23 protein-coding genes and 1 riboswitch are annotated in these 26,905 nt (G+C 44.8%); of the genes, 10 read left to right on the top strand and 13 right to left on the bottom strand.

All coding sequences use genetic code 11. The features are described 5' to 3' along the window. Nucleotides 1–74: 74 nt before the first annotated feature. On the bottom strand, nucleotides 75–362 hold the full coding sequence (locus OO778_RS20085; RefSeq protein ID WP_308322742.1) for a hypothetical protein: 288 nt from the start codon (nucleotides 360–362) through the stop codon (nucleotides 75–77). A gap of 448 nt (nucleotides 363–810) precedes the next feature. Between OO778_RS20085 and OO778_RS20080 the strand changes: the two genes are divergently transcribed. The 4 genes from OO778_RS20080 (at nucleotide 811) to OO778_RS20065 (ending at nucleotide 3,695) form a co-directional block, all read left to right on the top strand. Next, nucleotides 811–1,548 carry a nucleoside recognition domain-containing protein gene (locus OO778_RS20080; RefSeq protein WP_104970429.1) on the top strand — a complete coding sequence of 246 codons (738 nt, stop codon included), beginning with the start codon at nucleotides 811–813 and terminating at the stop codon, nucleotides 1,546–1,548. After that, the gene (locus tag OO778_RS20075) at nucleotides 1,548–2,015 is read left to right on the top strand and encodes a YjiG family protein (protein ID WP_005458317.1); all 468 of its coding nucleotides are present in this window, start codon (nucleotides 1,548–1,550) and stop codon (nucleotides 2,013–2,015) included. The genes OO778_RS20080 and OO778_RS20075 overlap by 1 nt, the downstream gene beginning before the upstream one ends. A gap of 9 nt (nucleotides 2,016–2,024) precedes the next feature. Next, on the top strand, nucleotides 2,025–3,149 hold the full coding sequence (locus OO778_RS20070; RefSeq protein WP_264912690.1) for a M20 family metallopeptidase: 1,125 nt from the start codon (nucleotides 2,025–2,027) through the stop codon (nucleotides 3,147–3,149). 171 nt (nucleotides 3,150–3,320) lie between these two features. Then, a complete protein-coding gene (locus OO778_RS20065; protein WP_047009638.1) occupies nucleotides 3,321–3,695 on the top strand; it encodes a YkvA family protein in 375 nt (124 codons plus the stop codon). A gap of 104 nt (nucleotides 3,696–3,799) precedes the next feature. Here the strand turns inward: OO778_RS20065 and OO778_RS20060 are convergent, their stop codons facing one another. The 5 genes from OO778_RS20060 to OO778_RS20040 all read right to left on the bottom strand — a co-directional run bounded on the left by OO778_RS20060 (nucleotide 3,800) and on the right by OO778_RS20040 (nucleotide 11,045). Next, complete coding sequence (locus OO778_RS20060; protein ID WP_005397791.1) at nucleotides 3,800–5,104, bottom strand: dicarboxylate/amino acid:cation symporter; 1,305 nt, start codon at nucleotides 5,102–5,104, stop codon at nucleotides 3,800–3,802. Between the two features lie 402 nt (nucleotides 5,105–5,506). Then, on the bottom strand, nucleotides 5,507–6,772 hold the full coding sequence (locus tag OO778_RS20055) for a DUF1835 domain-containing protein (protein ID WP_264912687.1): 1,266 nt from the start codon (nucleotides 6,770–6,772) through the stop codon (nucleotides 5,507–5,509). A 366-nt stretch (nucleotides 6,773–7,138) separates the two neighbouring features. After that, nucleotides 7,139–9,304: a polysaccharide biosynthesis tyrosine autokinase gene (locus tag OO778_RS20050; protein WP_048625432.1), complete on the bottom strand. Its 2,166-nt coding sequence runs from the start codon at nucleotides 9,302–9,304 to the stop codon at nucleotides 7,139–7,141. 55 nt (nucleotides 9,305–9,359) lie between these two features. After that, on the bottom strand, nucleotides 9,360–9,800 hold the full coding sequence (locus OO778_RS20045) for a phosphotyrosine protein phosphatase (protein ID WP_047009636.1): 441 nt from the start codon (nucleotides 9,798–9,800) through the stop codon (nucleotides 9,360–9,362). A 126-nt stretch (nucleotides 9,801–9,926) separates the two neighbouring features. Continuing rightward, nucleotides 9,927–11,045, bottom strand: coding sequence for a polysaccharide export protein (locus OO778_RS20040; protein WP_006740798.1), 1,119 nt, complete (start codon nucleotides 11,043–11,045; stop codon nucleotides 9,927–9,929). Nucleotides 11,046–11,503: 458 nt separating this feature from the next. Here OO778_RS20040 and OO778_RS20035 point away from each other — a divergent pair, with 458 nt between their 5' ends. Continuing rightward, complete coding sequence (locus tag OO778_RS20035; RefSeq protein WP_074190350.1) at nucleotides 11,504–12,403, top strand: hypothetical protein; 900 nt, start codon at nucleotides 11,504–11,506, stop codon at nucleotides 12,401–12,403. A gap of 69 nt (nucleotides 12,404–12,472) precedes the next feature. Here OO778_RS20035 and nfsA read toward each other — a convergent pair whose 3' ends face one another. Then, on the bottom strand, nucleotides 12,473–13,195 hold the full coding sequence (gene nfsA, locus OO778_RS20030) for an oxygen-insensitive NADPH nitroreductase (RefSeq protein WP_006740796.1): 723 nt from the start codon (nucleotides 13,193–13,195) through the stop codon (nucleotides 12,473–12,475). Nucleotides 13,196–13,390: 195 nt separating this feature from the next. On the opposite strand from nfsA, the gene OO778_RS20025 reads away from it, so the two are divergent. Then, entirely contained in the window at nucleotides 13,391–14,032 is a 642-nt protein-coding gene (locus OO778_RS20025) for a MarC family protein (RefSeq protein WP_046875716.1), read from the top strand. Nucleotides 14,033–14,211: 179 nt separating this feature from the next. Next, a complete protein-coding gene (locus OO778_RS20020) occupies nucleotides 14,212–15,084 on the top strand; it encodes a patatin family protein (protein WP_005397800.1) in 873 nt (290 codons plus the stop codon). 53 nt (nucleotides 15,085–15,137) lie between these two features. On the opposite strand, the gene gbpA is transcribed toward OO778_RS20020, so the two are convergent. The 3 genes from gbpA to OO778_RS20005 form a co-directional block, all read right to left on the bottom strand. Beyond that, nucleotides 15,138–16,601, bottom strand: coding sequence for an N-acetylglucosamine-binding protein GbpA (gene gbpA / locus OO778_RS20015; protein WP_074190351.1), 1,464 nt, complete (start codon nucleotides 16,599–16,601; stop codon nucleotides 15,138–15,140). Between the two features lie 105 nt (nucleotides 16,602–16,706). Continuing rightward, nucleotides 16,707–16,807: riboswitch (cyclic di-GMP riboswitch) on the bottom strand. A 267-nt stretch (nucleotides 16,808–17,074) separates the two neighbouring features. Next, on the bottom strand, nucleotides 17,075–17,575 hold the full coding sequence (locus tag OO778_RS20010) for a fasciclin domain-containing protein (protein WP_264912683.1): 501 nt from the start codon (nucleotides 17,573–17,575) through the stop codon (nucleotides 17,075–17,077). Nucleotides 17,576–17,655: 80 nt separating this feature from the next. After that, nucleotides 17,656–19,137, bottom strand: a complete 1,482-nt coding sequence (locus OO778_RS20005) for a deoxyribodipyrimidine photo-lyase (protein ID WP_264912682.1) — start codon at nucleotides 19,135–19,137, stop codon at nucleotides 17,656–17,658. Nucleotides 19,138–19,245: 108 nt separating this feature from the next. Between OO778_RS20005 and OO778_RS20000 the strand changes: the two genes are divergently transcribed. Continuing rightward, a complete protein-coding gene (locus OO778_RS20000) occupies nucleotides 19,246–19,551 on the top strand; it encodes a DUF6482 family protein (protein ID WP_006740792.1) in 306 nt (101 codons plus the stop codon). A 70-nt stretch (nucleotides 19,552–19,621) separates the two neighbouring features. Here OO778_RS20000 and OO778_RS19995 read toward each other — a convergent pair whose 3' ends face one another. Further along, a complete protein-coding gene (locus OO778_RS19995; RefSeq protein WP_047009631.1) occupies nucleotides 19,622–20,602 on the bottom strand; it encodes a rhodanese-related sulfurtransferase in 981 nt (326 codons plus the stop codon). Between the two features lie 323 nt (nucleotides 20,603–20,925). Here OO778_RS19995 and OO778_RS19990 point away from each other — a divergent pair, with 323 nt between their 5' ends. Further along, nucleotides 20,926–21,417: a GNAT family N-acetyltransferase gene (locus OO778_RS19990; protein ID WP_048625423.1), complete on the top strand. Its 492-nt coding sequence runs from the start codon at nucleotides 20,926–20,928 to the stop codon at nucleotides 21,415–21,417. A 58-nt stretch (nucleotides 21,418–21,475) separates the two neighbouring features. On the opposite strand, the gene OO778_RS19985 is transcribed toward OO778_RS19990, so the two are convergent. Beyond that, the gene (locus tag OO778_RS19985; RefSeq protein ID WP_074190355.1) at nucleotides 21,476–22,771 is read right to left on the bottom strand and encodes an alpha/beta fold hydrolase; all 1,296 of its coding nucleotides are present in this window, start codon (nucleotides 22,769–22,771) and stop codon (nucleotides 21,476–21,478) included. 210 nt (nucleotides 22,772–22,981) lie between these two features. On the opposite strand from OO778_RS19985, the gene OO778_RS19980 reads away from it, so the two are divergent. Continuing rightward, nucleotides 22,982–24,139 carry a D-alanyl-D-alanine carboxypeptidase family protein gene (locus OO778_RS19980; RefSeq protein ID WP_047102396.1) on the top strand — a complete coding sequence of 386 codons (1,158 nt, stop codon included), beginning with the start codon at nucleotides 22,982–22,984 and terminating at the stop codon, nucleotides 24,137–24,139. Between the two features lie 84 nt (nucleotides 24,140–24,223). On the opposite strand, the gene OO778_RS19975 is transcribed toward OO778_RS19980, so the two are convergent. After that, on the bottom strand, nucleotides 24,224–26,881 hold the full coding sequence (locus OO778_RS19975) for an alpha-amylase family glycosyl hydrolase (RefSeq protein WP_264912678.1): 2,658 nt from the start codon (nucleotides 26,879–26,881) through the stop codon (nucleotides 24,224–24,226). Nucleotides 26,882–26,905: the final 24 nt, after the last annotated feature.

The raw sequence follows: 26,905 nt of genomic DNA, 5'->3' as shown, positions 1-26,905 counted from the left end.
TTTCGTTGTTTGTTATGTGAAGTGAATAAAATACGTACAAAAGTCAGGCGAGCGGGTTTCTCGCCTTGCTGGGTTTATTCTCTAAACACGCAAAGTTTTAGGTGAACCCGATACTTTTCCGGTATCGGTTCTGTGTATTCCAGATAACGAATTGCTGTGGATGCCATCGGCAGCGCCACAATCAAAGCAAACAGAAAAAATGGAATAAGAATATGGTCCAACTGGTGTTGGTACGCTTGAACCAGCTTCTCTGAAAGGTCGCAAGATGGTGATAAATTCACACTTTCATCTTGCTGACTCTGTATTTGGTGAGCCTTAGGGCAGCTTTTCGAGAAGCCGGAGTTTTGGCTTAAACATACCATCACCACCCAAAACACGAGGGCGAGTGTCCACTTGGCTATTTTAGGTTGTGAGCGTAACAATGGGCTGCCTAGTCCTGTTGATTCTGGTTTATGCCGTTTGCATATGACCGGACAATCCTAACCTAAATTTCATTATGGAATGTTACTTTCGAGTTAATCGATATCGCCTCAATGCCAAAGTATGAAGTACGTCATGAATGTTGTAGAAAGCAATATTCGTTGGAATCATTGGTCGGATTGATGAAGAAGTCCTGAGGTATCGATATAGATTAATATACCTAATTGTTAGCACAAATTTTTATTATCTTTCAAATGTGATTAAAATCATAAAACAAAACTTCATAACTGAGTCGCCAGAATGTTCGGCAGGCGGATTGATTTTGATCATCTCTCTAGCACATTATTCGGGTGAACATATGTGTCCTGTCCCACATGTGTAGGTAATGTTATGAAAAATCCTGTTCAAACCGAGCGCAAGGTTACGCTGGGGTGCTACGTTGCACTGGCGTTTGCGGTCGTCTTCTTTTCTGGTCTCATGCAATCGAACGAATGGTATGGCGTATTTGATTTCACCACGTTGAATGGCTCTTTTGGCAAGGTGGCTTATGGTGTCACCGAAACGGCTGACGGTGTGCAAGTTGCAACAACGTCGCTTCGTGGTACTGGTGGTAGCGGTGCACGTGACGGTTTCATTTTTGCACTTACTTTGATTCCTACCGTTATGTTCGCACTGGGTATGATCAATGTACTTGAGCACTATGGTGCGCTTGAAGCAGCTCGTAAGCTTCTTACTCCTCTTCTACGTCCTCTAATGGGCATCCCAGGTAACTCTGGTTTGGCTCTTATCGCTTCGCTGCAAAGTACCGACGCAGGTGCGGCGATGACTCGTCAGCTTAAAGATGAAGGTCACCTCACCAAACGCGAAACCGATGTGTTCACTATGTTCCAGTTCACCGCTGGTGCCACCATTGTTAATTTTTTTTCCTCAGGTGCGGTGCTGTTTACGCTGACGATGGCGGATGGTTCGCTTGCCGTAACGTCTTCTATTGGTTTGGCGGTTGTGGTGATGTTCTTGTTTAAAATTGTGGGCGCGAACTTATTCCGTATCTACCTAAACATCACAGAAGGTAAAGAAGACAAGCAAGAGCAAAACAAATCTGAGAACTTAAAAGAGGAGACGGCGTAATGAGTGACGTAAAAGTAAGTAAGCCGATGGTGACAGATATTTTCGTTGAAGGCGCTAAAAAAGGCTGGGTTATTGCGACAACATCAACTGTGCCTAACGTTCTTATGGCGTTTGTCATCATTAAAGCGTTGCAGATTACTGGCGCGTTGGATTTGATGGGCTCGGTATTTTCTCCAGTAATGGCAGTTTTTGGTTTGCCAGGTGAAGCGGCTGCGGTGCTGATTGGTGCTTGGATGTCGATGGGCGGCGCAGTTGGCGTGGTTATCACATTGTTTGACCAAGGCATCTTGAACGGAACGCACATCGCGATTCTTGCACCTGCAATTTATCTAATGGGCTCACAGGTTCAGTACATGGGTCGAATTATGGGACCTATCGGTACTGAAGGTCGTTATATCCCAATTATGATTGCGATTTCCGTATTGAACGCATTTGGCGCAATGCTAGTCATGAACTTGTTTGTTTAGGGGGCAATCATGCAGTTTTCTCTCAATGAATATCTCGAAGAACTTCGTCCTCTCATCAATGTCGATTGTGGTACGTACACCACTGATGGCATTGAGTTCATCGCTTCTCAATTTGAAGAGAAGTACCAAGCGATGTCAGGTTGGAGCGTAAAACGCATCGACTGTGGCAGAGCGGGTATCGGTCTTGAAGTTCGAAACAAGCCTGAAGCTGAGCAAGTTGACGTGATGCTGATTGGTCACATGGATACAGTGTTCCCTGTCGGTACCGCTGGATTACGTCCTATGTCTCAAGACTCTGAAAAAGCGTACGGTCCGGGTGTCTCGGACATGAAATCTGGCTTGCTGAATATTGTGTACGCGATGCGTAACCTCGACCAAGCGGTGTTGGATAAACTGTCGATTTGTATCTGCATGAACCCAGACGAAGAAACCGGATCGTTAGATTCGGTCGACTGGATTCAATCTGTTGCAAAAAACGCGAAAAACGTATTGGTGGCAGAAGCAGCACGCGCAGACGGCGGTTTAGTCAAAGCGCGCAAAGGCATGGCGCGTTACAAAATCACGTTTAATGGCATTGCAGCCCACGCTGGCAACGAGCCAGAAAATGGCCGCAGTGCAATTACCGAGATGGCGAACTGGATTCTCGCAATCAATGCTATGACGAACTTCGAATCTGGCACCACATTAAACGTGGGTATTGTGTCTGGCGGTAACGGCGCAAACATCGTCCCTGAGCACGCTGAAGCGATCGTGGATGTGCGTTTCTGGAGTAATGAAGAATACGATGATGTCGATAGCAAGCTAAACGGCATGCTGGAAACACCATTCGTTGATGGCGTTAGCATCGAGTTGGTTCGTGAAGCTTACAAACCTTCTATGGTGCCAAGCGCGCAAACCGAAAGCCTGATGGCATTAGTTGAAGACGCAGCAAGTGAACTGGCTATCGACATCAACTGGAAAGAAGTGGGTGGCGGCTCTGATGCAAACAATACGGCAATTCTTGGCGTTCCAACTTTGGATGGTCTAGGACCTATCGGTGCAGGTTTCCACAGTGACCAAGAGTACTTGTTGCTTGAGTCTATCGAACCACGTATCAAAATGCTGATGCGTGTACTGGAGAAGATTGCTCAATAAGGCATTCTGCTTCTAAAGCTTGGTTCCCAAGACAATAATCCCCGGACTTCGGTTTGGGGATTTTTCTATCTGTGTTTTTGTTTCACTTTACTATCATTTCTTGTTATTAATCTTGCGTTCAGGTTCGATTTATTAATATGTTGACCACAGTCATAAATTTCGGAGGCAACGATGAGCACAACAATGTCTGTAAAATCGGCGCCGAAAGACGCCAAAGATCAAACGATGCAAGCGCCAGATGAGAAAACATTCTGGCGAAAAATGAAAGGGTCGGTTAAGAAAGCGGGTGAAGAAATTGCTGTAATGGGCATCAAATCATGGCTCGCGATGACAGATTCCAACACCGCCGTTCGCCATAAGGCGATTTTAGGTGGCGCATTGGCTTACTTCGTATTACCCACCGATATGGTGCCAGATGTGTTAGCAGGCGTCGGCTTTACCGATGACATGGCAGCGCTTACCTTAGCCGCCAACTCTGTTGGCAATGCCATCACTAAAGAACACGAAGAGCAAGCTAGAGAAAAACTGAATTCGATGGCGGATTAGAAAGAGCATTTCTAGACGCGGAGAAAACAAAAGCCCCGATGTTTCCATCGGGGCTTTCTTTTAGACAGGACTATATAATTTCAGAATGGTAATCGTAGAACGATTTAGGCGTCAGCGCGTTTAAGATGCACTTCTTCTTCGGCAACGCCTGCCATTGGGTCGTTGAAGCGAGCTTCATCCAATGCACCTTCTGATTTTGCGACAATGACGGTAACTGCACTGTCACCAGTAATGTTTACCGCAGTACGAATCATATCAAGTAGACGGTCAACACCCATGATGAGCGCGATACCTTCAAGCGGCAGACCAACTTGGTTCAATACCATGGCTAGCATTACAAGGCCAACACCAGGGACACCCGCAGTACCGATAGATGCCAATGTAGCTGTCATGATTACCATTAGGTAATCGCCCATAGTTAAATCAATATTGAAGGCTTGAGCAATAAAGGCGGTTGCTACACCTTGCATGATCGCCGTACCGTCCATATTCACGGTTGCACCAAGTGGTACTGTGAACGATGATACGCGGTTCTCAACCCCCATACGGTGCTTAGCCGTTTCCATTGTCACTGGAATCGTCGCGTTTGATGATGCGGTCGAGAAAGCAAACATGATCGCGTCTTCCATCTTACGTAGGAACGTAATTGGGTTTAGACCGGTGAAACCTTTTAACATTAAGCTGTAAGTAACTAGACCGTGTAGGACAAGCGTACCCGCCAGTACTAAGAAGTACTCTGCCAGATTGACGATCGCGCCCAGACCAAGACCAGTAAATAGCTTCGCCATTAAGAAGAACACACCATAAGGCGCTAAGTTCATCAAAATCGCTACCAGTTTCATGATCACTTCATTCAGATCAGAGAAGAACGCTGCAATACGTTCACCAGGTTTGCCTGCTGCGCTGATCGCGATACCAAATAGCACCGCAAACACAATAACTTGCAGGGTTTTACCTTCAGCCATCGCACTGATAGGGTTGGTTGGGAACATATCGATGATCACCTGACCCAAAGATGGTGCTTCTGCTGATTTGAATGAACTTGCTGCGGTTAGGTCAGCGCCAGCACCTGGCTGGAACAGAGTACCCATAGTTAGAGCAAGCGTAATCGCGATAGCCGTTGTTGTAACGTAGAAAGCGAGGGTTTTACCACCCATGCGACCCAGTGTAGAAAGGTCTTTGAGGGAGCTAGTACCACAAACTAGTGAAACAAACACTAGAGGGACTACGAGCATTTTTAAGCTGGCGACGAAGATCTGTCCACCAACTTCAAATAATCCATTAACAATGTATGCGTCGACAAATCCGTTGCCGGCAAAAAGTGTGCGAATTGCAAATCCTGTCAAGATACCCGCTACCATACCCAAAATTACGCGGCTGGTTAGCGACATCGGTTTCTTGGTATTCATGAGAACACTCCTTATAGTTATGCACCTTGAGTTCACTTCAAAGCGGCGAGCAGAGTAGCAGTGGAGTGAGAAAATACGAAAGAATAATCCTCTAAATGGTTAATAGATGTGAACTTTATCACTAATAAAAATAGAGTTTTAACCAAATCTTAACTATTTGACTGGTCGAAAAGTTTGTATTTTAACACTTTTATCGAACATACAACCGATAAGAAGGAGTGTTTACATTTATTTTTAGTAGTAAATGGAGTGCATATTATCTCTAAGGAATGTTGCTCTTGCATAACTATCTAGATTTTATTCAGGCTAGAAGCCGTCTCTTTTTGACTGTTTTTGTATTGGGCTGAACACAAGGGGCTAACGAGCCGTCTATGCCCCTGCTTATGTTACCTATCCGCTGAATCAATGATGGTTGGTCAATGTAGATAATTGGAGGTGATCCCAACTCCAATAATTCTGATTGGTATTGCTAATACCCCCAACCCAATAGCATTGCTTCGCTAGCATGAAGCCTTCCAAACAATGCTGACCAGCCTCAGTGATATGGACGCTCTGTTCCCACCAGTCCCTTTCACGTGACTCAATCGTGATTAAAGGCTTTTGACATTGTGCTAGAGGGAGGAGTAAGGCGTAAAACATCACATCGCCTAGGTAAGGTAGAGGTTCACATTGTTGATATTGCTCAAACCAATCTTTGATGAGAATTGAACGATTTTGAGAACTTAGGACCTTTAATGCAATCTGCTGAGTCAAGCTTAATCCTGTTTGTGAATGAGGTAACTCTTGCATATGGCGTATTAGCACGTTGAGCATATTGGGTAAGCAATCTAGATCATGCTGCTCGATCAAATTAACCATAGAGATGGGTGTCGGTGATGTGACAGCGTGCCAGGAATGTTTAGCCTGACTGAATAATTTGGCTGTCACGGGTTTACGGTATTGCCAACAAGCGCGAATAGCCTCTTTAGGCAACTGCCCCAAACCCATGAATCGCTCAGTGCCAGGGAACTGGTTCAACTCAATGATCTCTATCACCTTGTTTTCTACATTCTCTAACAAGGTTAGGGCACGAAGCAGCATTAATTGGTCATAGCTGTCATGTTCGACCCAAAAGACGATTCGTTCAAATGTATCACTGAGCAGCGTATCAATATTAGCTTGCTCAAATTTGACAATATCCTGCACTGAATCTTCACGCTTCATCACGGGCAGCAGAGTCTCTACGACATATTGGGCACGAATGGCAAGGAAGTTTTGTGGTGTTGCTGGTATGGGGCCAATACAAAGCGGATCTATTAGGGCTAAAAATGCTCCCTCGAATCCGCTGTCTTTAAGCTGTTGCTGAATATCATGCCCACAGCGGACATGGAGCGTTTTTAGCTCGCTATCAAGAGGAGGGAAGTGTTTTTTGATGGCGTCTTTGTGAGCTTCTAACTCTTCGACATGCGCTTTTAATTTACTCCAACTTGGTAAACCTAATTCTCTGGCTAGCGAATGTTGAACGTCAGCTAATTGAATTGTATTGGGAGCTAATGATTCTGGTTTGGAATGAAATCGCTTAACTCGATCCAACATCTCATCATCGTGTTGACGTATAGCTTTGAGCCTTTTTTTAGCAACGGATTTTTGTTGGTTAATGTTGATTAAGAAGCTATTTGTAGAGTTCATTTTTCACCTTTCTTATCTCTTCCACACTCGCCTAAATAGAAGCTAAAAAGAAGGTAAAAACAGATTGTTCCTGCTATACAGAGCAGGGTAGAAGAGTTGCCGTGAACCAAGTTCTTTCCGCGAGTGTTGGGGGCTTTAGGCGTGAGCAGGCTGATAGTAGAGTTTCACAATCCATCATGCAACTATTCATGAGAGAGCTGCATCACAAAATATCAGCCCCATTAAAGAAGTGCTGAATAGTTTGACAGCCAATGCCTATGTAGATGCTAACAACCATCCGTTTTCTAGTAGATATGCATTACAGGATCCAGTAATAAAAAAGCCCTGCTAGGTCTAGCAGGGCTTTGTAATACATGTAGATATTAATTACTCGCTCTTGTAAGCGTAGTTATAGTAACCGTAACCATATCCGTATGAGTTTGACGCTTTCTTCTCTACGGCGTTTAGAATTACGCCTTTTACTTCCACGCCGGATTGTTCAAAGCGACCTTGTGCGACTTCAATTTCTTTCAAAGTCGTTTGATCAAAACGAGCTACCATCAGTGTTGTTCCTGCGATTGCACCAACAATGCTTGGGTCGGTAACCGCGAGTACAGGCGGCGTATCGATGATCACAAGATCGTACTGCGCCGACATTTCGTCAACAAAGCTCTTAAAGCGAGGATGCATCAAAAGCTCTGACGGGTTTGGTGGTACTTGGCCACGAGTAACCACATCTAGATTGTCGATGGATGTTGATTTAATGATATTGCTATGGGATGTCTTGCCGCTCAAATAATCAGAAAGACCGTTATCCCAACGTAAACCAAAACATTGCTGCAAATAACCTTTACGCATATCCGCATCGATAAGCAGTACTTTCTGACCTGTTTTCGCAGCGACGGCTGCAAAGTTTGTCGATACGAACGTTTTACCGATAGATGGTGCTGGACCTGAAATCATAAGAACATTGTTCTTCGCTTCCATCATCGCAAAGTGCAGGCTAGTACGAAGACTACGCAGGGCCTCGATGGAAAGATCGGCCGGGTTAGCTTCAGCAAGAAGGACTAGCTCATCGTTGCTGCCTTTGTTTCGTTTAAGCTTGTTTGCAAATTCCAGTTGTTGAATAGATTTTGGAACACTAGCGTAAACAGGCATACCAATCTGCTCAATTTGATCTGGTGTTTCTACACCACGGTGGAATGCCGCACGAATTAATACGAAAGCCACGCCTGCCATGCCGCCAAGCAGTGTTGCTAGCACAACGATAAGCGCTTTTTTCGGCTTGATTGGCTTAGAGAACGATTGAGCGTTATCTAAGATTCGAACGTTGCCAACGGTTCCTGCTTTAATGATGTTGAGCTCTTGAACCTTGTTCAATAGCTGGATGTAGATTTGTTGGTTTACTTCTACATCGCGCGTCATGCGTAGAACTTCACGCTGTGTTTTCGGTAACTTTTGAACTTGTTTATTAAGACGCTCTTTCTCTTTGAGTAGCGTCTCACGTTTATCAAGCAGAGACTTATAAGCCGGGTGATCTTGTGTAAAGCGCTGGCTGATTTCACTCTCTTTGAATGTAAGCTCATTTAACTGCGCTTCTAATTCAACCATCACTTTAAGCGTTGATTGAGCTTCAAGGCCTAAGTCGATAGATTCATTTTCTTGACGGAATCGATTTAAAACGTCTTCAGAAGCGGTCAGTTTTGTTTTGATGTCTGGAAGGTGGCCTTTCAAGAACTCGAGACTTTGCTCTGCCTCTGCTGAGTTTCTTTGAACGTTTTGCAAGAAGTAGTTCTGGCTAATGTCGTTCAAGATAGCTTGAATCTTAGCGCGATCTTCACCAGAGAAGCTTAAAGAAATAATCCCGGTTTGCTTACCACGTTCGCTTATCGATAAGTTTTCTTGAAGTTTATTAATTGCATCTAATTTGCTGACTTTACTCACGGTAAACGATGCGCCGTCTTGCGCTATCATTTCTGTAGCTAAGAATTGATAGCCATTCTTTTCAATGAGCTCGCCAACCTTACCTTCTAAAATGACGTTATTGTCATCTTCTATAAGTCTGAACGTCTGTTTTTCAGAATCAATAACTTCGAGAGTTAGAGGAATTCCAACTGCGTAAGAAGGGGTATTAAATCGTGAAACGCTCAGACTGATTTGTTCGCCTTGCAGTCGAGCTAAGCCCTTACCGATGATAGGCATGTAATTCGGAGAGACGACCGTGGTTAAGTTGAACTTATCAACGGTACCACCCAAAATCATACGAGATTTAATGATCTCAATTTCTGTTGTCGCTGATGACTCTGCTGAAAACAGCTCTCCCATATCACCAACCATCGCTGAAATACCACCGGAGCTCTTACTTTCAATTTGGATAAGAGCGTCAGCTTTGTAGATAGGTGTTGATAGAATGGCAACGCCGACACCTATAATTGAAAATAGGACTACGGTACATAGAATGAGCCATTTGGCATCAAGAATGATCCCAAATAACTTTCCCAAATCGATCTCATCGTCGGCTTGACGTGATTGCTTAATAGTTTGTGTTGTCATTACTTTAACTTCTTAAATACCTTGCCATTGGCGTTTATTTATTTAGCCTTGCGGCTTATAGTTTTTGAGACCACGCTTTTGCTGCTTTTTCTATAAGCGTATAAGCATGTTCGAAGGCTTCTCTACTTTGTCTGTATGGATCTGGGATGTTTTTTTCATTTATCCATTGTCCAAACAGCATCGTTTTACCTCGTGCCTCAGGAGCGACTTTGGTTAAGGCTTCTAAATGACCTTTTTCCATAACCAATATCAGATCGTATTGAGCGCAAAGCTCAGGTGTTAATTGTCGTGCTTCGTGTCCATCTAAGCTTACGCCATGTTCGTTCGCGATGGTGGTTGCCATATCATCAGCAGCTTTTCCTGTTAAATGACTTTTATCCACCGCGATTCCCGCTGACGCGACATGTTTGTTTGGTAGTAAAGACTGCAAAAGCCGCTCTCCTGTTGGAGAGCGGCAAATATTACCTACACAGACGACAAGAATATTAGAAAACAAATGCTTACCCTATTTTAAATTGTATGCCTATGATCCCAACTGAATTGCTTGCTTCTTTATATTGCACAATTGAGCTACGTAACTATTGAATGCCGCAAGAGATAACTTTCTTGCGGCACGTCGTTTTTACGGCCAAGTGCGTACTCGTAGTACACCTTCGGTTAATTCGTTAAAGCCGGAAATGGTTGGAACAAGTTGAGCAATAACGCGGTTCCAACGGCTAACAGGCGCAGCTGTTACATAGACTATGTCGTATGGGTTGAGATCAAACTCTGTTCCAATCACCAAAGCAGAAGCATCAGAAACATCTAACTGATAGATGTCCGCCATTTTAGCTTCTTCTTTTGAACGTCTGATGACGAAAACGCCAGTGGCATCGGCGGAGATTTCATTAATGCCACCAACGCTACTTAGAGCCTCAGTAAGGCTCATACCGCTGCGATCAATTTTGAGTAGCTTCGGATCGTTAACTTCGCCCATAACAAATACTTTTTGTGCATCGTTACGGGGAATATGAACAATATCACCGGGCTTTAGAAGACGGTTTTGAGTTAAGTCGCCTTGTTGCATCAGAGCGTATAAAGAGACATTTTCAACCACACCGTTTCGCGTCAGTGTTGCATTACGCCAATCGGCTTCGGCTGCCAGTCCGCCTGCTCTATTTACGGCATCAAGAAGTGTAAGAGGAATGTTTGTGATTGGTTGTTGCCCTGGCTTGTTCACTTCGCCAGTCACATAAGTCTTTTTAGAACGAAAAGCTGCAACGCTTACATCGACTTGCGGGCTCTCAATGTATTTTGCAAGACGGTTGGCAATGTCTGCACGAATTTGGCGAACGTTTTTACCTTCAACGTGTACAACACCAATGTAAGGGTAGAAGATTGTGCCATCTGAGTGCACCCAGTTACCTGCTTCGGCTGAACTACGATATGAGCCAGCTGGGATCGTGAGCTCTGGGTGGTCCCAAATAGTAATATTTAAGATATCGCCAGGTCCTACTTCGTATTCATACTTGGCGATTTCAATATCTAACTCTGGATTTGGCTTTGAAAAAGGATCTATTGAATTTAAAGAGGTCACTCGCTCCAAAGTTAAAGGATAAACCGTAACCTGCGATTCTATATCACTCGATTCAGTGCTCATTACTGTTTTGTCACTGACCGAAAGGTGGCTACCAGGCAGAGTACACCCTGTAAGAAGGATAGGAAGTACTGATATCCCCAAAAATTTATTAAATGTGTTCATTGGTTTATAACTACCGAAAGAAAGTTTGCCGACTGAAATTGATTCATTCTAATTGAACTGCATTTCATCAATGTTGACGATTTACTGCAGTTTTAAGCCTTTAGAAAGCGAGTCCATTCAGAATTATTTGTGTAATAAACACTCCAAATGGCTGCTAGCGACTTAGAGCTCTTAGTTTCATTAATGAAGGTGTAAAAATCTGACCCACAAAAAATAGTCAACCATTATCCATCTGGTTGCAATAAAGGCAACAAGTTACTTGAAAAAATACTGACGAATACATGACAAAATTGTGTCTATTTGACGTTATTGAGATGAATGCATGGTTTTGCACAAGCAAACAGGCAAGAATGTGAAAAAACTCATGCCAAAGTTGTATGCATCCTATTTACACTATATGCAACTGCCGTTATGCTTCCTGTTGCGGTCGGATATAACAACAAATATTGGAGCTAATTTTGAAAATCAAACTTTTAACGGCAAGTGTGGCAGCGGTACTACTAGCAGGTTGTGGTAGTGACAGCGACCCTGAGGTAAAAAGATACTCAGTTCAGGCTTATGACCCAGCTGTTATCGGCATGAAAGTTCAAGCAGTATGTGGTGGTGAGACATACGACGCGATTGAAAAGACAACAAACTATGAAGGTATGGTTGGTGAAGCGCGTTTTGAAAATATCAATGTCGTAAATGCGCCAGGTGACTGTGCTTTCGTATTGACGCATACTGATGAGAGTAAAGACGCATCAAATGGCAAACCTATTACATCTGACTACAAAATCCCTCAAGGCTTAGCGCAGGCGGATTCATTAGTAACAGGCTCTCCATTTACGACTTTGGTTTCTAACTCTTTGAAAGAAGGTGAGGTTTACTCTTCTGATATCGCCGAAAAAGTATTCGAGAACTTAGGTATTGATATCAATGCAAGTGGTAAAACGGTTGATGAAATCCTTCGTGATACAGAGTCAGTAGTTGAAGATCTTCAAAGTGAAGGCGGTAATAGTGCACTTGCTACGAAGTTAGTTGCTACAGCGAACGTTGTATCGGATATCATTAAAGCAAACCCAACAGCTGCACCTGAAGCTGTAGCAGTTGCTGCAAAATCGATTACCGAAGAAGTGATTGCGAAAAATCCACATTACCCTAAAGCTAGTGCGGGTTCTGATGACGTGATTTACGTAGAGATTTCTGAAGAAGATACAAAGAACGTTGTTGAGCAGGTTGAAAAAGATATCGCTGAAGGTAAACCTGTAGATCAAATTAAACCAACTGTTCCTACAATTCCTGAAGCGAAACCTGGTAAGCCAATTAAACCAGAACCACAACCTGGAGATGGTACTGGCGCGACAGGCGGTAACTAAGCGAGTTTTTGCTGATAAATTCTAAAGGCCTCTTCAGAGGCCTTTTTTGATCCTATCGTACAGTGGTCATCACCTTTTAGTGAGCCCTTTACTGTTTAAGTAAGGCAGGATGTGCGGACGTGATTCGCCAGCTAGTTTACTGGTGACTTCTTGTGACCAAGTGCTTTGTTTTTGATTGCTCGAACGGTTTGCATAGTAGTTTTGCATGGTTTGGTCATAAGCCTGAATATCATCCAAATTTAGGTCTTGATATTGATTCTCATGCACCACGACATGAGCAGGTAGACGTGGCTTAACTTCAGGGGCTTGATCTGGATGACCAAGACACATACCAAATAAAATGGCTGTATTTTTAGGTAAGCCTAGTAACTCGTCGACTTTTTGAGCATTGTTTCGTAAGCCACCAATATACACGCCTCCTAGTCCCATAGACTCTGCCGCAAGTAAGCAGTTTTGTGCCATGATGCCAGAATCAACAGCACCGATAAGTGTTAACTCGGTGAAATCAGCTTGCACATCAGGATTGATACTGGCGTGGCGCTGGTAATCAATGCAAAACACCAAAAACTCAGCAGCGCTTTCAACGTACCCTTGATTCCCCGCATATTGTGCCAATAGCGTACGCTTTTCTTTATCAGTCACGCGGATAATTGAGACGACTTGCAACATACTTGATGAAGACGCCGCAAGGCCAGCTTGTAGAATCGTTTCTAATTGTTCGCTTTCAATAGGTTGCGAGGTGAACTTTCGAATTGAGCGGTGATTGAGAATTGTTTGTATCGTACTGTTCATGGTGACTTAACATCCCCTGTTACATGTAAAGGCTGAAGCCTCACCTTAGCGATATTTGATGAGTCGGTAAACTATCTCAAAAGAAAAACAATGCTTAGCGCATAAGTGTGAAGATGAATAGAGAATACATCACTCGTTCTGCTTGAGAGCGTATATACTGTTTTTAGAATCAACAATTTAACTGCAGTGGAAAATATGAAAGAACTCATCGTTCATACAGTCACGGTGTTTATGGGCTTCTTTGCGATCATGAACCCCATCGCCAATATTCCTATCTTTTTGAGTTTAACGGCTGATGAGGATAGGGAAACCGTACGTTCCATGGCGCTTCGTTCGGTTTTTATTGCATTTGTCATCATTGCGATATTTTCGATCGCCGGTAAATTAATTTTTGATTTGTTTGGTATCACGCTGTACGCCTTGCGAATAACGGGCGGTATCTTGGTGTTTTTGATCGGTTTTAATATGCTTCAAGGTGATTCGACGCATCAGAAAACTAAAGAGAAAGCGTATTCTCCAGCGCAGCAGCAGGCGGCGTTGAGCATTGCCGTTTCTCCACTTGCAATGCCGATATTAGCAGGGCCTGGAACGATTGCTACCGCGATGAACTTTGCTACGGCGGGTGGTTTTGATCAAACCATTATTACCATCGTTTCTTTTGCTGTGTTGTGTGTTATTACCTATATACTGTTTTTATTTGGAGACAAATTGGTCAAAGCAGTTGGACCGAGTGCTCTGAACGTCGTGACGAAAATGATGGGCTTAATCCTAGCGGTTATCGGTACTCAAATGTTTATTGATGGCGCGGGCGAAGCCTATAAAACTGTTTTCTCTTAGGCGTTTCCATCTCGTCTAAATCCACACCTACATTTCTAGCTGGTGTGGATTTTTTGAACTTTAGTTTTCACTTTCTAAGAAAGAAATAAATAGACTTCACCTATTTCAATAATAAGAATATTCAATTGTTTTGATTGCACGAATTTCATTACTCTTTTGGCAAGAATAATGGGGGAAATATGGCAACAAAAGCAATTGTAGTGGAAGGTGGCGCGATGCGAGGTGTCTTCGCAAGCGGAGTGCTAGATGCATTTTTAGAGCAGAGCTATAAACCGTTTGATTTTGCCATTGGTGTATCTGCTGGCGCATCAAACTTGATTGGTTATTTGACCGACTATCCGCATCGCAGCATTAATGTCATTACTAAGCTGGCAACGAGTAAACGCTTTTTTGATCCGACTCGATTTGTTAAAGGTGGGGATCTCATTGATGTGAAGTGGCTGTTTGAAGAGTCTAATCGTTTGTATCCCGTCGATGAAAATAAACTGTTTAATGGTATTCCTTTTCTGGCAGCGACGACGAATGTAGATACAGGACAGGCAGATTATTATCGCGTGACGCGTGATAATTTTCACCATGCGATTGAAGCGACGACAGCGTTACCCATTGCATACAAGCACACCCCTTGCTTTTCTGGAGGCTGCTATACCGATGGTGGGGTTGCAGATTCTATCCCGGTGCGTGAGGCTTATCGTCGCGGGGCTCGCGACATAACCGTTGTGCTTTCTCACCCGCTAAATTATGCCAAGAAGCCAGTAAAAACCACATGGCTGATGAAGAAGTTATTTGCCGAACATCCTAAAATGGCGGACGCGATGTTAAGACGTGCAGATAACTACAATCAATCGTTGGAATTTATTCGTAACCCTCCACCGGGAACGCATGTCAGAGTGATTGCACCACCAGATAATTTTCCTGTTCAGCGCTTATCAATGCGACAAACCGTTCTATTGGAAGGTTATGAAATGGGGCTGATTGAAGGGCGGGCTCATTTGGCTAATTTGTCAGGTGTTCATGGTTTAGATCGGGAAAACTGCCATTTTTGCGTTTGATAATGAAAGAGCCTCATAGCGAGGCTCTTTTTACTTAACGTTCAAAGGGCGATTTAGTTGACTTTGTCCCAAGCCATTTCCCAGTGTGAACCTGTTCCTGGTTCGTATTGGTTTGCGCTTTCTTTCCACTGTACACAGTAACCAGAGTATGGGAAGGGTTTACATTGGTAAATGGCACCGTCGCTTGCAAGCACTTTTGTGCCCGCCGTGTAGCTAGATAGCCCTTCAGGGAAGACAAAATCGTACTCGCCAGATGGTGGTGGCGTTACTGACTCTTCTTTTAAGTGAAAGTCGAGCGTTTGCTGATCCACCAAGTTACCATCTTTGTCTTTAATACGAGTCACGAGCATATGGTGACCAGACTCTGATTTGCTTAAAGCGAGCGATACAGCCTCCACCGAGCCGTCTTTCATTTCGTCTGCCCAGCTTGCAAGTGGCTCACGGTGGTGATTGTACACGGTGAGTTCTGCGTTTAAATCGCCTTCAGCAGTTAGTGTCAGCTCCAACGTTGTCGGTGTTGACTCAATAATATATTCGTCTGCAAAGCCATCTACTGTGAGTGAGTACTCTGGAGCGGGAGTTTCTATCTTGTAGCCGATTTCTACACGCTCAAGGCCGCTATTAGCTTGCAGGTACACCGGGTTAGTACCATAAACAGGAGTGAATTTATCCTCGGCATACTGTCCAGCTTGCAGTTTAGTTTGCTCTTGGTTGATCTTCGTTGCTAGAGCGTAAGACCAATTTTTCGCTTTGCCCATGACTGCATCGGTAATTTCTAGCTCGGTTCGATAAGCTATGTTTTCACCCGCCTGATCAAATACGCGCGTATAAACCGAATCTCCAACATTTAAATCCATCGTCGGAATAATTTGACCGCCTTGCGTCCAATCTGGAATGACTGGACTGTCACCATCAAATTTCACATCGATCACGTTATAAAATGAAGCCGCTGTGTCGCCAACATCCCATACCGCCAGAATGACGTGATACCCCTCTCGCGTAGGCACATTACATTGATGGCTCACCTGTTTTGGAGGTTGAACCATATTGCCGTCGACTACACAGAAAGGAGTCAGATCAAACGAGTCGCGTGATAGTGAGGCATTTGGGTTCCAATCAGGTTTGGTGATGTAATATTTCCAGTCACGCGTCACATGGTTAGCTGTAAATGTCCATTCAAAAGTCTGTGTACCTGATTGAATAGGACGTTTAACCCAGCGGTCGGCAGTTTGTTCATCAAGAGCGGCAGCTAGAGCGGTTTCGGCACTTGCTATTTTTCCATCGCGAGGCCCTGTTTGTGGAAAACCATCAGGACCTTCAACACTTTGTGGCTCGTATTGAATGGCACCGCAGTTATTATTTTTTTCGTTAGTATCAGGTGTTGGATACTTACATAGTGCCGCGCGACTTGCAGCGACACCATCATTGGTTTCTGATACGTAGCCGTGAGCCGCGGCACTTGAGCTAATGCTTGCAAGTGCTAATGCAAGTACGGATTTGGTTGGGAAGGATTTCATCACATGTCCTCTGTTATGGCTGACAAATTAATGTCACACCTCGGCGCATGCTGAGCATGAAGCAACGCTGCATGAATCCATACTTTGGATAATGTAGTGTTGCAACATGGTAACCCCGCTATCATGAGCATTCTTTTAGATTTTTAAATGCTGACAGACCGGAAGCTTTGCGTCCCACCCTTTCGAATGGTTTGCCGAAATGTGATTGAGCAGCCAAAATTTAGCTTAAGAATTTACATGTGGAAAAGTAAACGTCACTGACATGGAATCCTGTTCTCAAATTGAAAGATAACGATATCTTAACCTCGTCAATATTGTGCAGTGTCGTATTGCAAGGTATTGATTTTAATTTTGTTTTTATCTTTTTTATAGTCATGGTGAATGAGTGGGGGTGGGGATAAGTGGAGAGGAATCGTGCTAAGGGTGGAAGAAGTTCTGTCTGAAGGGCGGATTGTACCGCCCTCTGAATGGTGTTATTTCGGCATGATGACAGTATCAATCACGTGAATGACACCGTTTTTAGCTTTCACATCGGTTGCAATGACATTTGCATCGTTAACCATGACTTTATCGCCCATGGTTTTAATCATCACATCTTGCCCCTGAACCGTAGTCGCTTTGTCTAGCTTAACAACATCGGCAGCCATCACTTTCCCTGGGATGACGTGATAAGTCAAAACAGATACTAACTTGTCTTTGTTTTCCGGCATTAAGAGCATGTCGACTGTGCCGTCTGGCAGTTTTGCAAAAGCGTCATCCGTTGGTGCAAAAACAGTAAATGGGCCTTCCCCTTTGAGAGTGTCAACCAAGCCCGCTGCTTTCACCGCAGCAACAAGCGTATTGAAAGAGCCGTTTTCAGCGGCAACGTCGACAATATCGGCTTTCATAATGCCATGCTCATGAGCCTTGACGGGCAGCATAAAAGATAATGTCGCCATCAGTGTCGCCGCGATAACTAAGATACGTTTGAACATAGTGTGTTCCTTACTAGTTGAGGGTACAGCGGGTTCCCTTGAGTGTGTTTGCATTTGTACGCATCGTGATTGAAAGATGATCATCGCGTCCTACTTTCTTTTGAGGGCCTAACATGTCGCGCAAGAATTCGTCTGCCTTCTTGTTTCACATCGGCTCGTTTCCGCCACGCCCATAAGCGCTCTCTTGCTGCCTTAGCTGTGTTGTCTGGTGCGATAATAGGTGCAAGGTAACGGCTATCTGGCTGCAACTGATACATGACAGCTTCCATCTGGGTCATTGTCCAGGGCTCGAATAAAAGAGGGGGAGGAACCATTTGTAACTCAGGCACCCACTTGTAGATGAACGTACCGTTAGGATCATGTTCTTGGGCTTGCTTGATCGGATTATAAATACGGATTGTGTTAGTCCCGGTTACTCCTGCTTGCATTTGGAATTGTGGGTAATGAATTCCAGGCTCAAAGTCGAGAAATAGTTGCGCTAAATGCGTTACACCTACTCGCCAATCCATGTTCATGTGGTGAGTAAGAAAGCTAACCAGCATGGCACGCATGCGAAAGTTAATGTAACCAGTGTGGTGCAAACAGCGCATGCAGGCATCAATCAAAGGTACGCCAGTATGCCCGGATTTCCATGCTGCTAACTTTTCTTCATCGAAAGTACTACTTTGTTTAATCAATGGTTCGTAAGCCCGATTAACGCAGTAAAACTCCATGTCGTATTCCGATTCGAATTTTTGGATGAAGTGACAGTGCCAATGAAGCCGTGAAGACAATGCAATTAAGCTGCGACGAAATCCAGCGACTTGCCAGTGTTTCAAAAGGTATTGATAAACTTCACGCAAGGATATGTTACCCCAAGCGAGGTATGGAGAAAGTCGAGTACAGGCTGTGCGTGAGGCTGTGGGACTAGAAATGCTTCGATAGTAATCACGACCTCGACGATGAAAAAAGTCCTCTAGTGTTTTCCAAGCGAGCCGGCTTCCTCCCGTTTGCATTCCTTTGCATTTTGATAGCCAGGATGAAGGTGGCGAAAACGCGCAGCCGAGTGCTTCTGCATCCAATGAATGCAACAAGTTGGTTTGCAGCTCAAGAGGGCTTATGGAGGCTCTCATGACCAAATCCCAATGTTTGTCCCAACCCTGCCGGTCTTTTGCTCCTCTAATAACAGCACCGTGCTCGAACTCAAACCACGTGATGTTCTGCTCATGCAGCCAGTCGGCAATTTGCTTATCGCGCTCAAAGGTGCAGTTGAGCCCTATTTCCTGATGAGAAAACACAGCGTTGATTTGATATTGCATTTGAATTGATTGAAAACATGCTAAGGCATCGCCAAACAGAGCCGTGATGCGGTGTCCATAGGCTTTGAGCGTCTCATTCATGTCTTGCAATGATTGCCAAACAAATCGCCAGTGACGCTCAGAATAGTGAGGGTTGTTTAACAGCAACGGTTCAACAATATATAAAAGTACCGTTGGGTGCTTTGACGACAATGCTTGTGTTAAGGGCTGGTGGTCAGTCAGTCTTAAATCTCGTTTTAACCACACGACATTGATTGTTTGCATCGGAATCCTCTTTGTTTCCGATGTTGTACGCAAATGATCCGAAGAGACCTCACCTAATGATCGGTTTTGTTCATTAAAACGTAGAGGTTGCTCACAAGGAGGTGAGATATGTCGATACCACTGAGTAAGTTAGAAAAGTTCTTCTACGTAGATAAATTGATCATTCACTCGCTTGATCTCGCATTGTATCAAGCATCTGTCGTAGTTGATGGGAAAGCGCAATTCATCACTGATGACAACGGTATCTTTTTGAGGGCTCATTCCCTTATCGAGATGCAAAAGAAGTGCAAGAATATCAAAGCAAATAAGCAGGTTTTAGTACATCAAAGTGCTTATGATGAGATGGTGGGGCTACCCGAAGGCAAAAGAGACAATCAACTAGAGGTTTTGGTGAGGGATACAAAATTGTATTGAAAGAGTGTTGGTGCATAGTAAAAGCGAGCCACCTTACGGCAGCTCGCTTAAAATAGAATTAGAGTTGAGCTTAGTCTTGTTTACGCTGAGCTTCTTTTTGTGCGTACTTAGCGGCACGTCGAGCTTCTCTTTGCTTGGCACTTTCGCCACCAACATGCTGCTCGCCTCGTTGTTCTGCAAGAACAATTTGTTTTTCACGTTCGCGGAATCGAGCAATTTGTTCTTCTGAGTGTGTGCCGTGACATTTCGGGCAGCTCACGCCTTGCTCGAACAAATCAGACTGTTTGTCTTCTTCAGTGATCGGTAGACGACAAGCGTTACATAAGTCGTAATCTGCTTTTTCTAGCTGGTGGTTTACTGCAACACGGCCATCAAAAACGTAGCAGTCACCTTCCCACATGCTCTCTTCTTGAGGAACTTCTTCAAGATATTTAAGAATGCCGCCTTCTAAGTGGTAGACCTCATCAAAGCCCTGTTCTTTCATGTAAGCAGTTGATTTTTCGCAGCGGATACCACCGGTACAGAACATCGCCACTTTCTTATGCTTTTCCGGGTCCATGTTTTCTTTTACATAGTCTGGGAATTCACGAAAGGTTTCAGTATTTGGGTTTACAGCGCCTTTGAATGTGCCGATCTCGATTTCGTAATCATTACGTGTATCGACAACAAACACTTCAGGATCAGCAATAAGATCGTTCCACTCTTGAGGTTTCACGTAAGTACCCACTACGTGGCGAGGGTCTATGCCTTCAACACCTAATGTTACGATCTCTTTTTTCAATTTCACTTTGGTGCGATTGAATGGCTGGGTCTCAGAGTACGACTCTTTGTATACGGTGCCTGTCAAACGAGGCTCGTTGTTTAGCCACTCCAGTAGCGTATCAATACCTGCACGATCAGAGGCAACAGTGCCGTTGATGCCCTCACTTGCCAGCAGTAATGTTCCGCGAATATGGTGTTTTTCCATCAACGCAAGTAATGGCTCGCGTAGTTCTTGATAGTTATTCAGCTCAACAAACTTGTACAGCGCACAAACTACATACTGACTCATGAGGTTTCCTTTAAAAATACAGGTGGTCAACGACCTTAAAATTTTAGCGGCACGAAGTATACCTGACTAAATTAGTCGGAAATACGGACAAATTATGCGGATATTATGGCTAGGCGGGATGTAGCGGTGTTTTGATGCGGCAAAGCGTCACGCGGGTAAAATCGCTATGTGTTCAAATTATAAGCATAAATTGTAGAGAACAAGGTAAGTTGAACTCGACACTTTTGGTTTAAATTTGTACTGTGATTCCTTCTTCGGCTCTTCATTAAAGTTGTGCGCAAGAGCTACAAAATAATAATCGGATCAGTTGGCAAGGAAAGGACATGCAGCAGTTTTATATCAGGCGGCTGAGGGAAGAAGATGCTCCCTTGCTCAAACAATTACTCGTTGAACTCGATACATCGCACTATGAAGCTGAACCGAACTTCTATCGTCCACCCAAGGAATTGGCACAACTAAGAGAATCATATTGCACCTTCGAAAAGTATTTTGATGGGAGCGTGAGCGCTTTTATTGCTTGTTCGCAAAGAAAAGTCGTCGGTTTTATCTCTGGTTCGGTTCGTAACGTTCAGTCGCTGATTTCACCAGAAAAACGCGTTGGTTTTATTAATGAGCTTATTGTTGCAGAGAACCATCGAAACTTAGGAATAGGTTTATCGCTGATGGATAAGATGGAAAGTGATTTGTGTGCTCAAGGAATAGAAGAAATCGGCTTAACCGTGGCGTCATTTAACCATGAAGGTGAGGATTTCTATCATAAAATGGGCTACCGGGTGATGACGAAACGTATGACCAAGCGCGTAAGAGATTCGTAAAAACAAGATGGTAGGAATGAAACGCCTCTTACCTCTAGAAGAGGCGTTTTTATAGTATTTATTTCAAATTAGCGGCGGTTTGATTCCCCATCGCAATTAACTTATCTAAAACGCGCTCACCGTCGGCACGTAAACCGTTGTGCTCGTACTCGTTGGTGATCCACGCTTTTGAATTTGGGATTAACGCGAGCGTCTCTCGGCTGATATCCATTTCAACAAACATATCATCGGCGTAAACGGCGCAACTGACAGGCACTTTATTTTGAGCCAATTGTGTTTGATCGTACAGCGCAGCCCAATCTTCTTTCGCGGCCAATATTTCTGCGGCGTCTTTTAGTGGCTTGAGGTTAACGTATTGGTCGAACATCCATGGGAAGACCATTTCCCCCGTAAAGTAAAATGGCTTGCCAGATTCATAATTAAACTCTGATCGGGTTTGGCGAACGCGGTGCGCACTCCAATTCGACGCGAAGCTTTGACAGTAAATCGATTCATGCAAAATGGCGTAGATCGGGTTGGTTTGGAAGTTTTGCTGCGCCAACATATCGTTTAAGAACTCATAACGAAGTTGTGGTTTGCCGTTCACTTCAATCAACGCGCTTTCTAGCCAATAGTAAGTTGGTAAGAAAGTATCACTCACACCAAAGTTGATGCCGATTTGTTGAAATTGCTCCACCGTGAAGCGTTGACCATTTGGTAGGTACTCTTCATTTTCCAGCAAGTGATTCGCAATGTTTTGGCAAAGTTGTTGCGCACTTGGAAATTGTTGGAAGAACGCTTGGTTTTTCTCCATGGTGCGTTTGAAAGTGGCTTCATACACATCGTCGGCATGACGTGAGACTGATGGCACGCCACCTGTGATGTAGCTTTGTAGCAAGCTATCTGGGAACAAAGACAAATAGGTGAGGGAGCAAAACCCACCAAAGCTTTGACCTAAGATCGCCCATTTTTCGACGCCAAATTGCTCACGAATGTATTCCGCGTCGCGCACGATGTTATCCGCTCGGAAGTGGCTCAAGTAGTCTGCTTGTTGCTCTGGCGTGAGGTGAGCAAGCGTCTGGTGATTAATTACGCTGCTGTTGCCCGTACCGCGCTGGTCGAGAAGTAAAACTCGGTACTCTTGCAGGGCGCGTTTTACCCAGCCGTTATTGCCGTTTTGACGTGGAGAAGGAAAGCCAGGCCCGCCCTGAAAGTAAACCAACCAAGGTTTGGTCGATTCTTCATCGCCAACTAGGCAAACCGAACGGGCGAAGACTTCAATGGTGCCTTTGCTCGCGTCTTGGTAATCCAGAGGAACGGTAAAACTGTGGGGAGTGTAATGCAATCCTGCGTCGATAAATGATTGAGCGTTCATTGTTATCTTTATTTCCTTATTGAGGGGTAGCGCTACTTTACTGCGAATGGCGCGAAGAACCAATGCTATTTCCCAATTGCCTCTTCAGTTCTATACCTTGGTCAAATCAATGTAAGTTCAAGAAAATGAAACGATTAGCGACTGGTGCTACTGATTGAGTGAGCTATGCTCAATAGAGTTGCGACAAAGTAAGAGCATGGAGGAAGTCGGATGAAAGTGTCACTGGCTCGATGGACAATTGTGACTTGTTTAATAAGCGTACCTACTTTTGCCGTTGTTACGCCTAACCCACCTCAGTTACAGGCAAAAGGCTACGTATTAATGGACTTTCAATCCGGTGCCATTATTGCCGAGCATAACGGGCGAGCAGGCCTTGCTCCGGCGAGTTTAACCAAGTTGATGACCGCTTATGTAGTTGGACAAGAAATCAAAGCGGGGCGTTTGAATTGGGATGATGTTGTCACCGTGAGCGAAAACGCGTGGTCGGCCAAGTTTCCCGGTTCTTCTAAAATGTTCATCAAACCGAAAGATGAAATTAGTGTTGCGAACTTAATGCGCGGCGTGATCATCCAATCAGGAAATGACGCGTGCGTTGCACTGGCTGAGCACGTTGCAGGTAGTGAACGCGGCTTTGTCGCCTTGATGAATGGTTGGGCGGAGAAATTAGGACTTCAAGACACCTATTTTGTGAACTCTCATGGTCTTGATAGTGATGGCATCCAAACCTCACCAACCGATATGGCAAAACTCATGCAGTCGATCATCAGCGATGTTCCTGATGTGTATGCGCTATACAGCGAGAAAGTCTTCAAGTGGAACGACATTACGCAGTACAACCGCAATAAGTTGTTGTGGGACAATTCCATTGATGTCGACGGGGGCAAAACCGGCTACACCAGCAATGCCGGATACAGCTTGGTGAGCTCGGCCAAAGAAGGAAGAATGCGCCTTATTTCGGTGGTGATGGGCACGCCAAGTAAACAGGCTCGGATCAGCCAATCGAAGAATCTACTCAGCTATGGTTTTCGCTTTTATGACACCAAGCAAGTTGCTAAACAGGGAGAAGTTGAGTCTAAAGTTCGCGTTTGGAAGGGAAATGCTAATCAAGTTGAAGCGATCTTCGCTAAAGATGCCTATCTCACTCTACCTCGTTCAATGACGGCTGGGCTTGATAAGAGTGTGGTGTTAAATGAACCGTTGATTGCGCCGATCGCGCAAGGAGATGAGATTGGTAAGGTCGTTTGGAAAAGCGATGACAGTACCGTGGCGAGTTATCCCTTGGTCAGCAGCCAAGCGGTAGAAGAGGGCTCGTGGTTCGGTCAGCTTTGGGACAGTCTGGTGCTGTGGGTGAAATCGTTCTTTAACTAGAATAAAAACGAGCAGAAGTGTCTTTCTGCATTCTTTTGTTGATGGCCGCCCAGCTAAACGCTGGGCGGTGTCTTTTTTAACGGTTTATTCCGACAAGGTGATGATTGGTAAATCGTCCCAAATCTTACTTTCATCCGATGCGCCACCGGAGAAGTTCCAAGGGCCTTTGTCTTGCTCTAGCGGACGGTAAGTTGCTGAAAGACCGTCTAAGTCCCAAGTCGTGACATAGAAACGGATACCATCGAGCGAATCTGGGCGGCCTAGTGCATCGCTAGCAAAGTCCATTGAAATGGTGTTGTTGGCTTTGTCTACTGTCACTGTTGGTGCTGGCGTTACGGCTTCTCCCCATGTCGTCGCATTTGCTCCTTTGGTGTTGTAAATAGAGCTTTGCCAGCCAAAAACAACCGCATTGCGACTCCAGGTTCCGCTTGGCATAGAAGCGTTGATCTTCGGTAGCTCAGACAAGTTGGTTGCGGCTTCTTCAGGTAAATCAATGAAGATGGTGAAACCTACGTGGTCGAAGCCGTTTGGTGGTAACCAAGTGTCGGTGATTTTGTCCATAGTGAAGGTCAAACGTACGTTACTGCCAACGGTAAACACTTCTGCTTTATTGATTGCGAGTTGGCTGTTGTCTTTGTCGAACGTTGGATCAGTTGGTAGCGAGTAGTTACCATTAGGGCCGCCCATGCCGTCTTGTGCATCGCCTGCATCATCAATGGTGTCATCCGGTGTGTTTGACCAGCTTAGGTTAGAGACAAAATTCACGTCCTCGATGCCTGCTTTTTTCTCGGTGGAGTAAATCGCGAAGCGGTGTTGCTGTTCGCCAATTGCAAAGTGACGAGTCGACAGCGTGACGCTAAACTGACCATCAGCGCCTACAGTAATGGTTTGTGCTGTTTCCAAGTTACCATCGACGACAAGGTTCAACTTCTCGTTGGCGTTCGCACTACCCGCGATAACAATATCACCAGTGATGGTTTTTCCTTCCCAATCTTGCGCTAGTTGGATGTTGAGGTCTGGCGTATCTACAGATTGATTGCTGCTTGTTTTTGAGTAAATCACTGCAGACTTGGCTGGTAGCTCTAGGGTTACATGACCGTTTTCATCGGCGACTAACTGCTCTGGAGCGTCTGCCCAGTTCGACATGATTTGCTGTTTGAAGACGGTACCGCCCGCTTGCTCTACATCGAGTTGGTTCATCAACATCGGCGAGTTGGATGTGTTCATCACAACCAAGACTTCGTCGTTATCCAACGTTCGAGTAAAGGCGAACACGCCCGCACCCGCTTTATCGCTGTCAATCACTTTTATTTCGCCACGTGTCATGACTTTGTTTTCAGTGCGTAGCTTGGCCAGTTCTTGAATAAACAAGTACATCTCACTGTTTTGGTCGAACGAGTCTACGTAGTTGCCATCTTCACGGTACCCTCCGGCGAACATCGCATCACGCGCCGCTGACATCGCTTGCTCTGTACCTTGGTAAATCACAGGAATACCCGGTACGCTCATCATGGTGATCAGTGCTTGTTTCATGTCATTCACGCTACCTTGCGACAGAAAACGCGGCATGTCGTGATTATCAATGAAGTTCGGCATGATGTATGGATTTGGGAACATCTCCATCATTTTCTCAAGACGGAAACGCAAATAGTCGGTCGGTTGCCCTGATGCAAATACGCGCGTCATGGTGGCTTGCAATGGGAAGTTTAACACCGAGGTTAACTGCTCCGGTGAGCCGCTTTCGCCGATGTAAGTCAGCATCTTCTCTTCGCCTTCGGTGTTGTAAGGCGTAGATGTTTCGAAGACTTCACCAAAGGTCAGGAAGTTATCGCGACCAGTATCAACGGCTTGCGTCATCACACCATCGTCGGCGTGTAGGAAATCGTTCCAGAAATCGTGTTCAACAAACTTCACCGTATCGATACGGAATCCGTCGACGCCGACTTCGCGAATCCATTTTCGGTAGCTCTCTTTTAGATAAGCGCGTACTTCAGGATCGGACGTATTAAGGTCATCCAAATCAGAGAGCTGCCAGGTTTTTTCTTGTACCGGATCGTTGTGGTCGGTGATGGTTGGCGTCCAGTGGTAGCTGCCTGTGCCGTCTGTTTTACACTCGTTCATGTTGAGTGGGTACGGCAGTTCTTGCCCGGCGGGTAGCGCATTTTTAATCAAACGGAAACCTTGGCAAGGTAGGCTAGGATCGTAATTGTATGGGTCATCGTAAGTGAAGAAGTTGCCTACATGGTTGGTCACGATGTCCTGAATTAAGAACATGTTACGCGCATGCACTTCGCGTGCTAACGCTTGGTAGCTTTCCATGTCACCAAAGTGTTCATCCACTTTTTGGAAATCGCGCGCCCAGTACCCGTGGTAGCCGCCGTAGTTTTGCTCTGCATCCCACCATTGGTTAGCAACTGGCGGAGTAATCCAGATCGATGTGGCACCGAGATCTTCGATGTAGCTTAACTTATCACTCACACCAACGAGGTCGCCGCCGCTGAATTTTTTATCCGAAGTCGGATCGAATTCGTTTTGCCCTTGATCATTAAGAGCGCTGTCGCCGTCGTTAAAACGGTCGATCATCAGGAAGTAAATGATTTGATCTTGCCAATCAGGAGATGCCACGTGGCTGCCTGTATCGACTGGTGTGGTTTCGTCGCTTCCACAGCCAGAAAGGGCAAGAGCGATCGCGAAAGGAAGTATTTTTATTTTACTCATTGGGTTAGGTAGAGTTTCAAACACAGTTTTTGCCTCCGTTATGCAGCA

The organism is Vibrio sp. STUT-A16 (assembly GCF_026000495.1).
In the GTDB taxonomy this organism is placed as follows: Bacteria; Pseudomonadota; Gammaproteobacteria; order Enterobacterales; family Vibrionaceae; genus Vibrio; species Vibrio diabolicus.
Note: the sequence above shows the minus strand (reverse complement) of the source record. Positions and strands in the feature narration are given on the sequence as shown.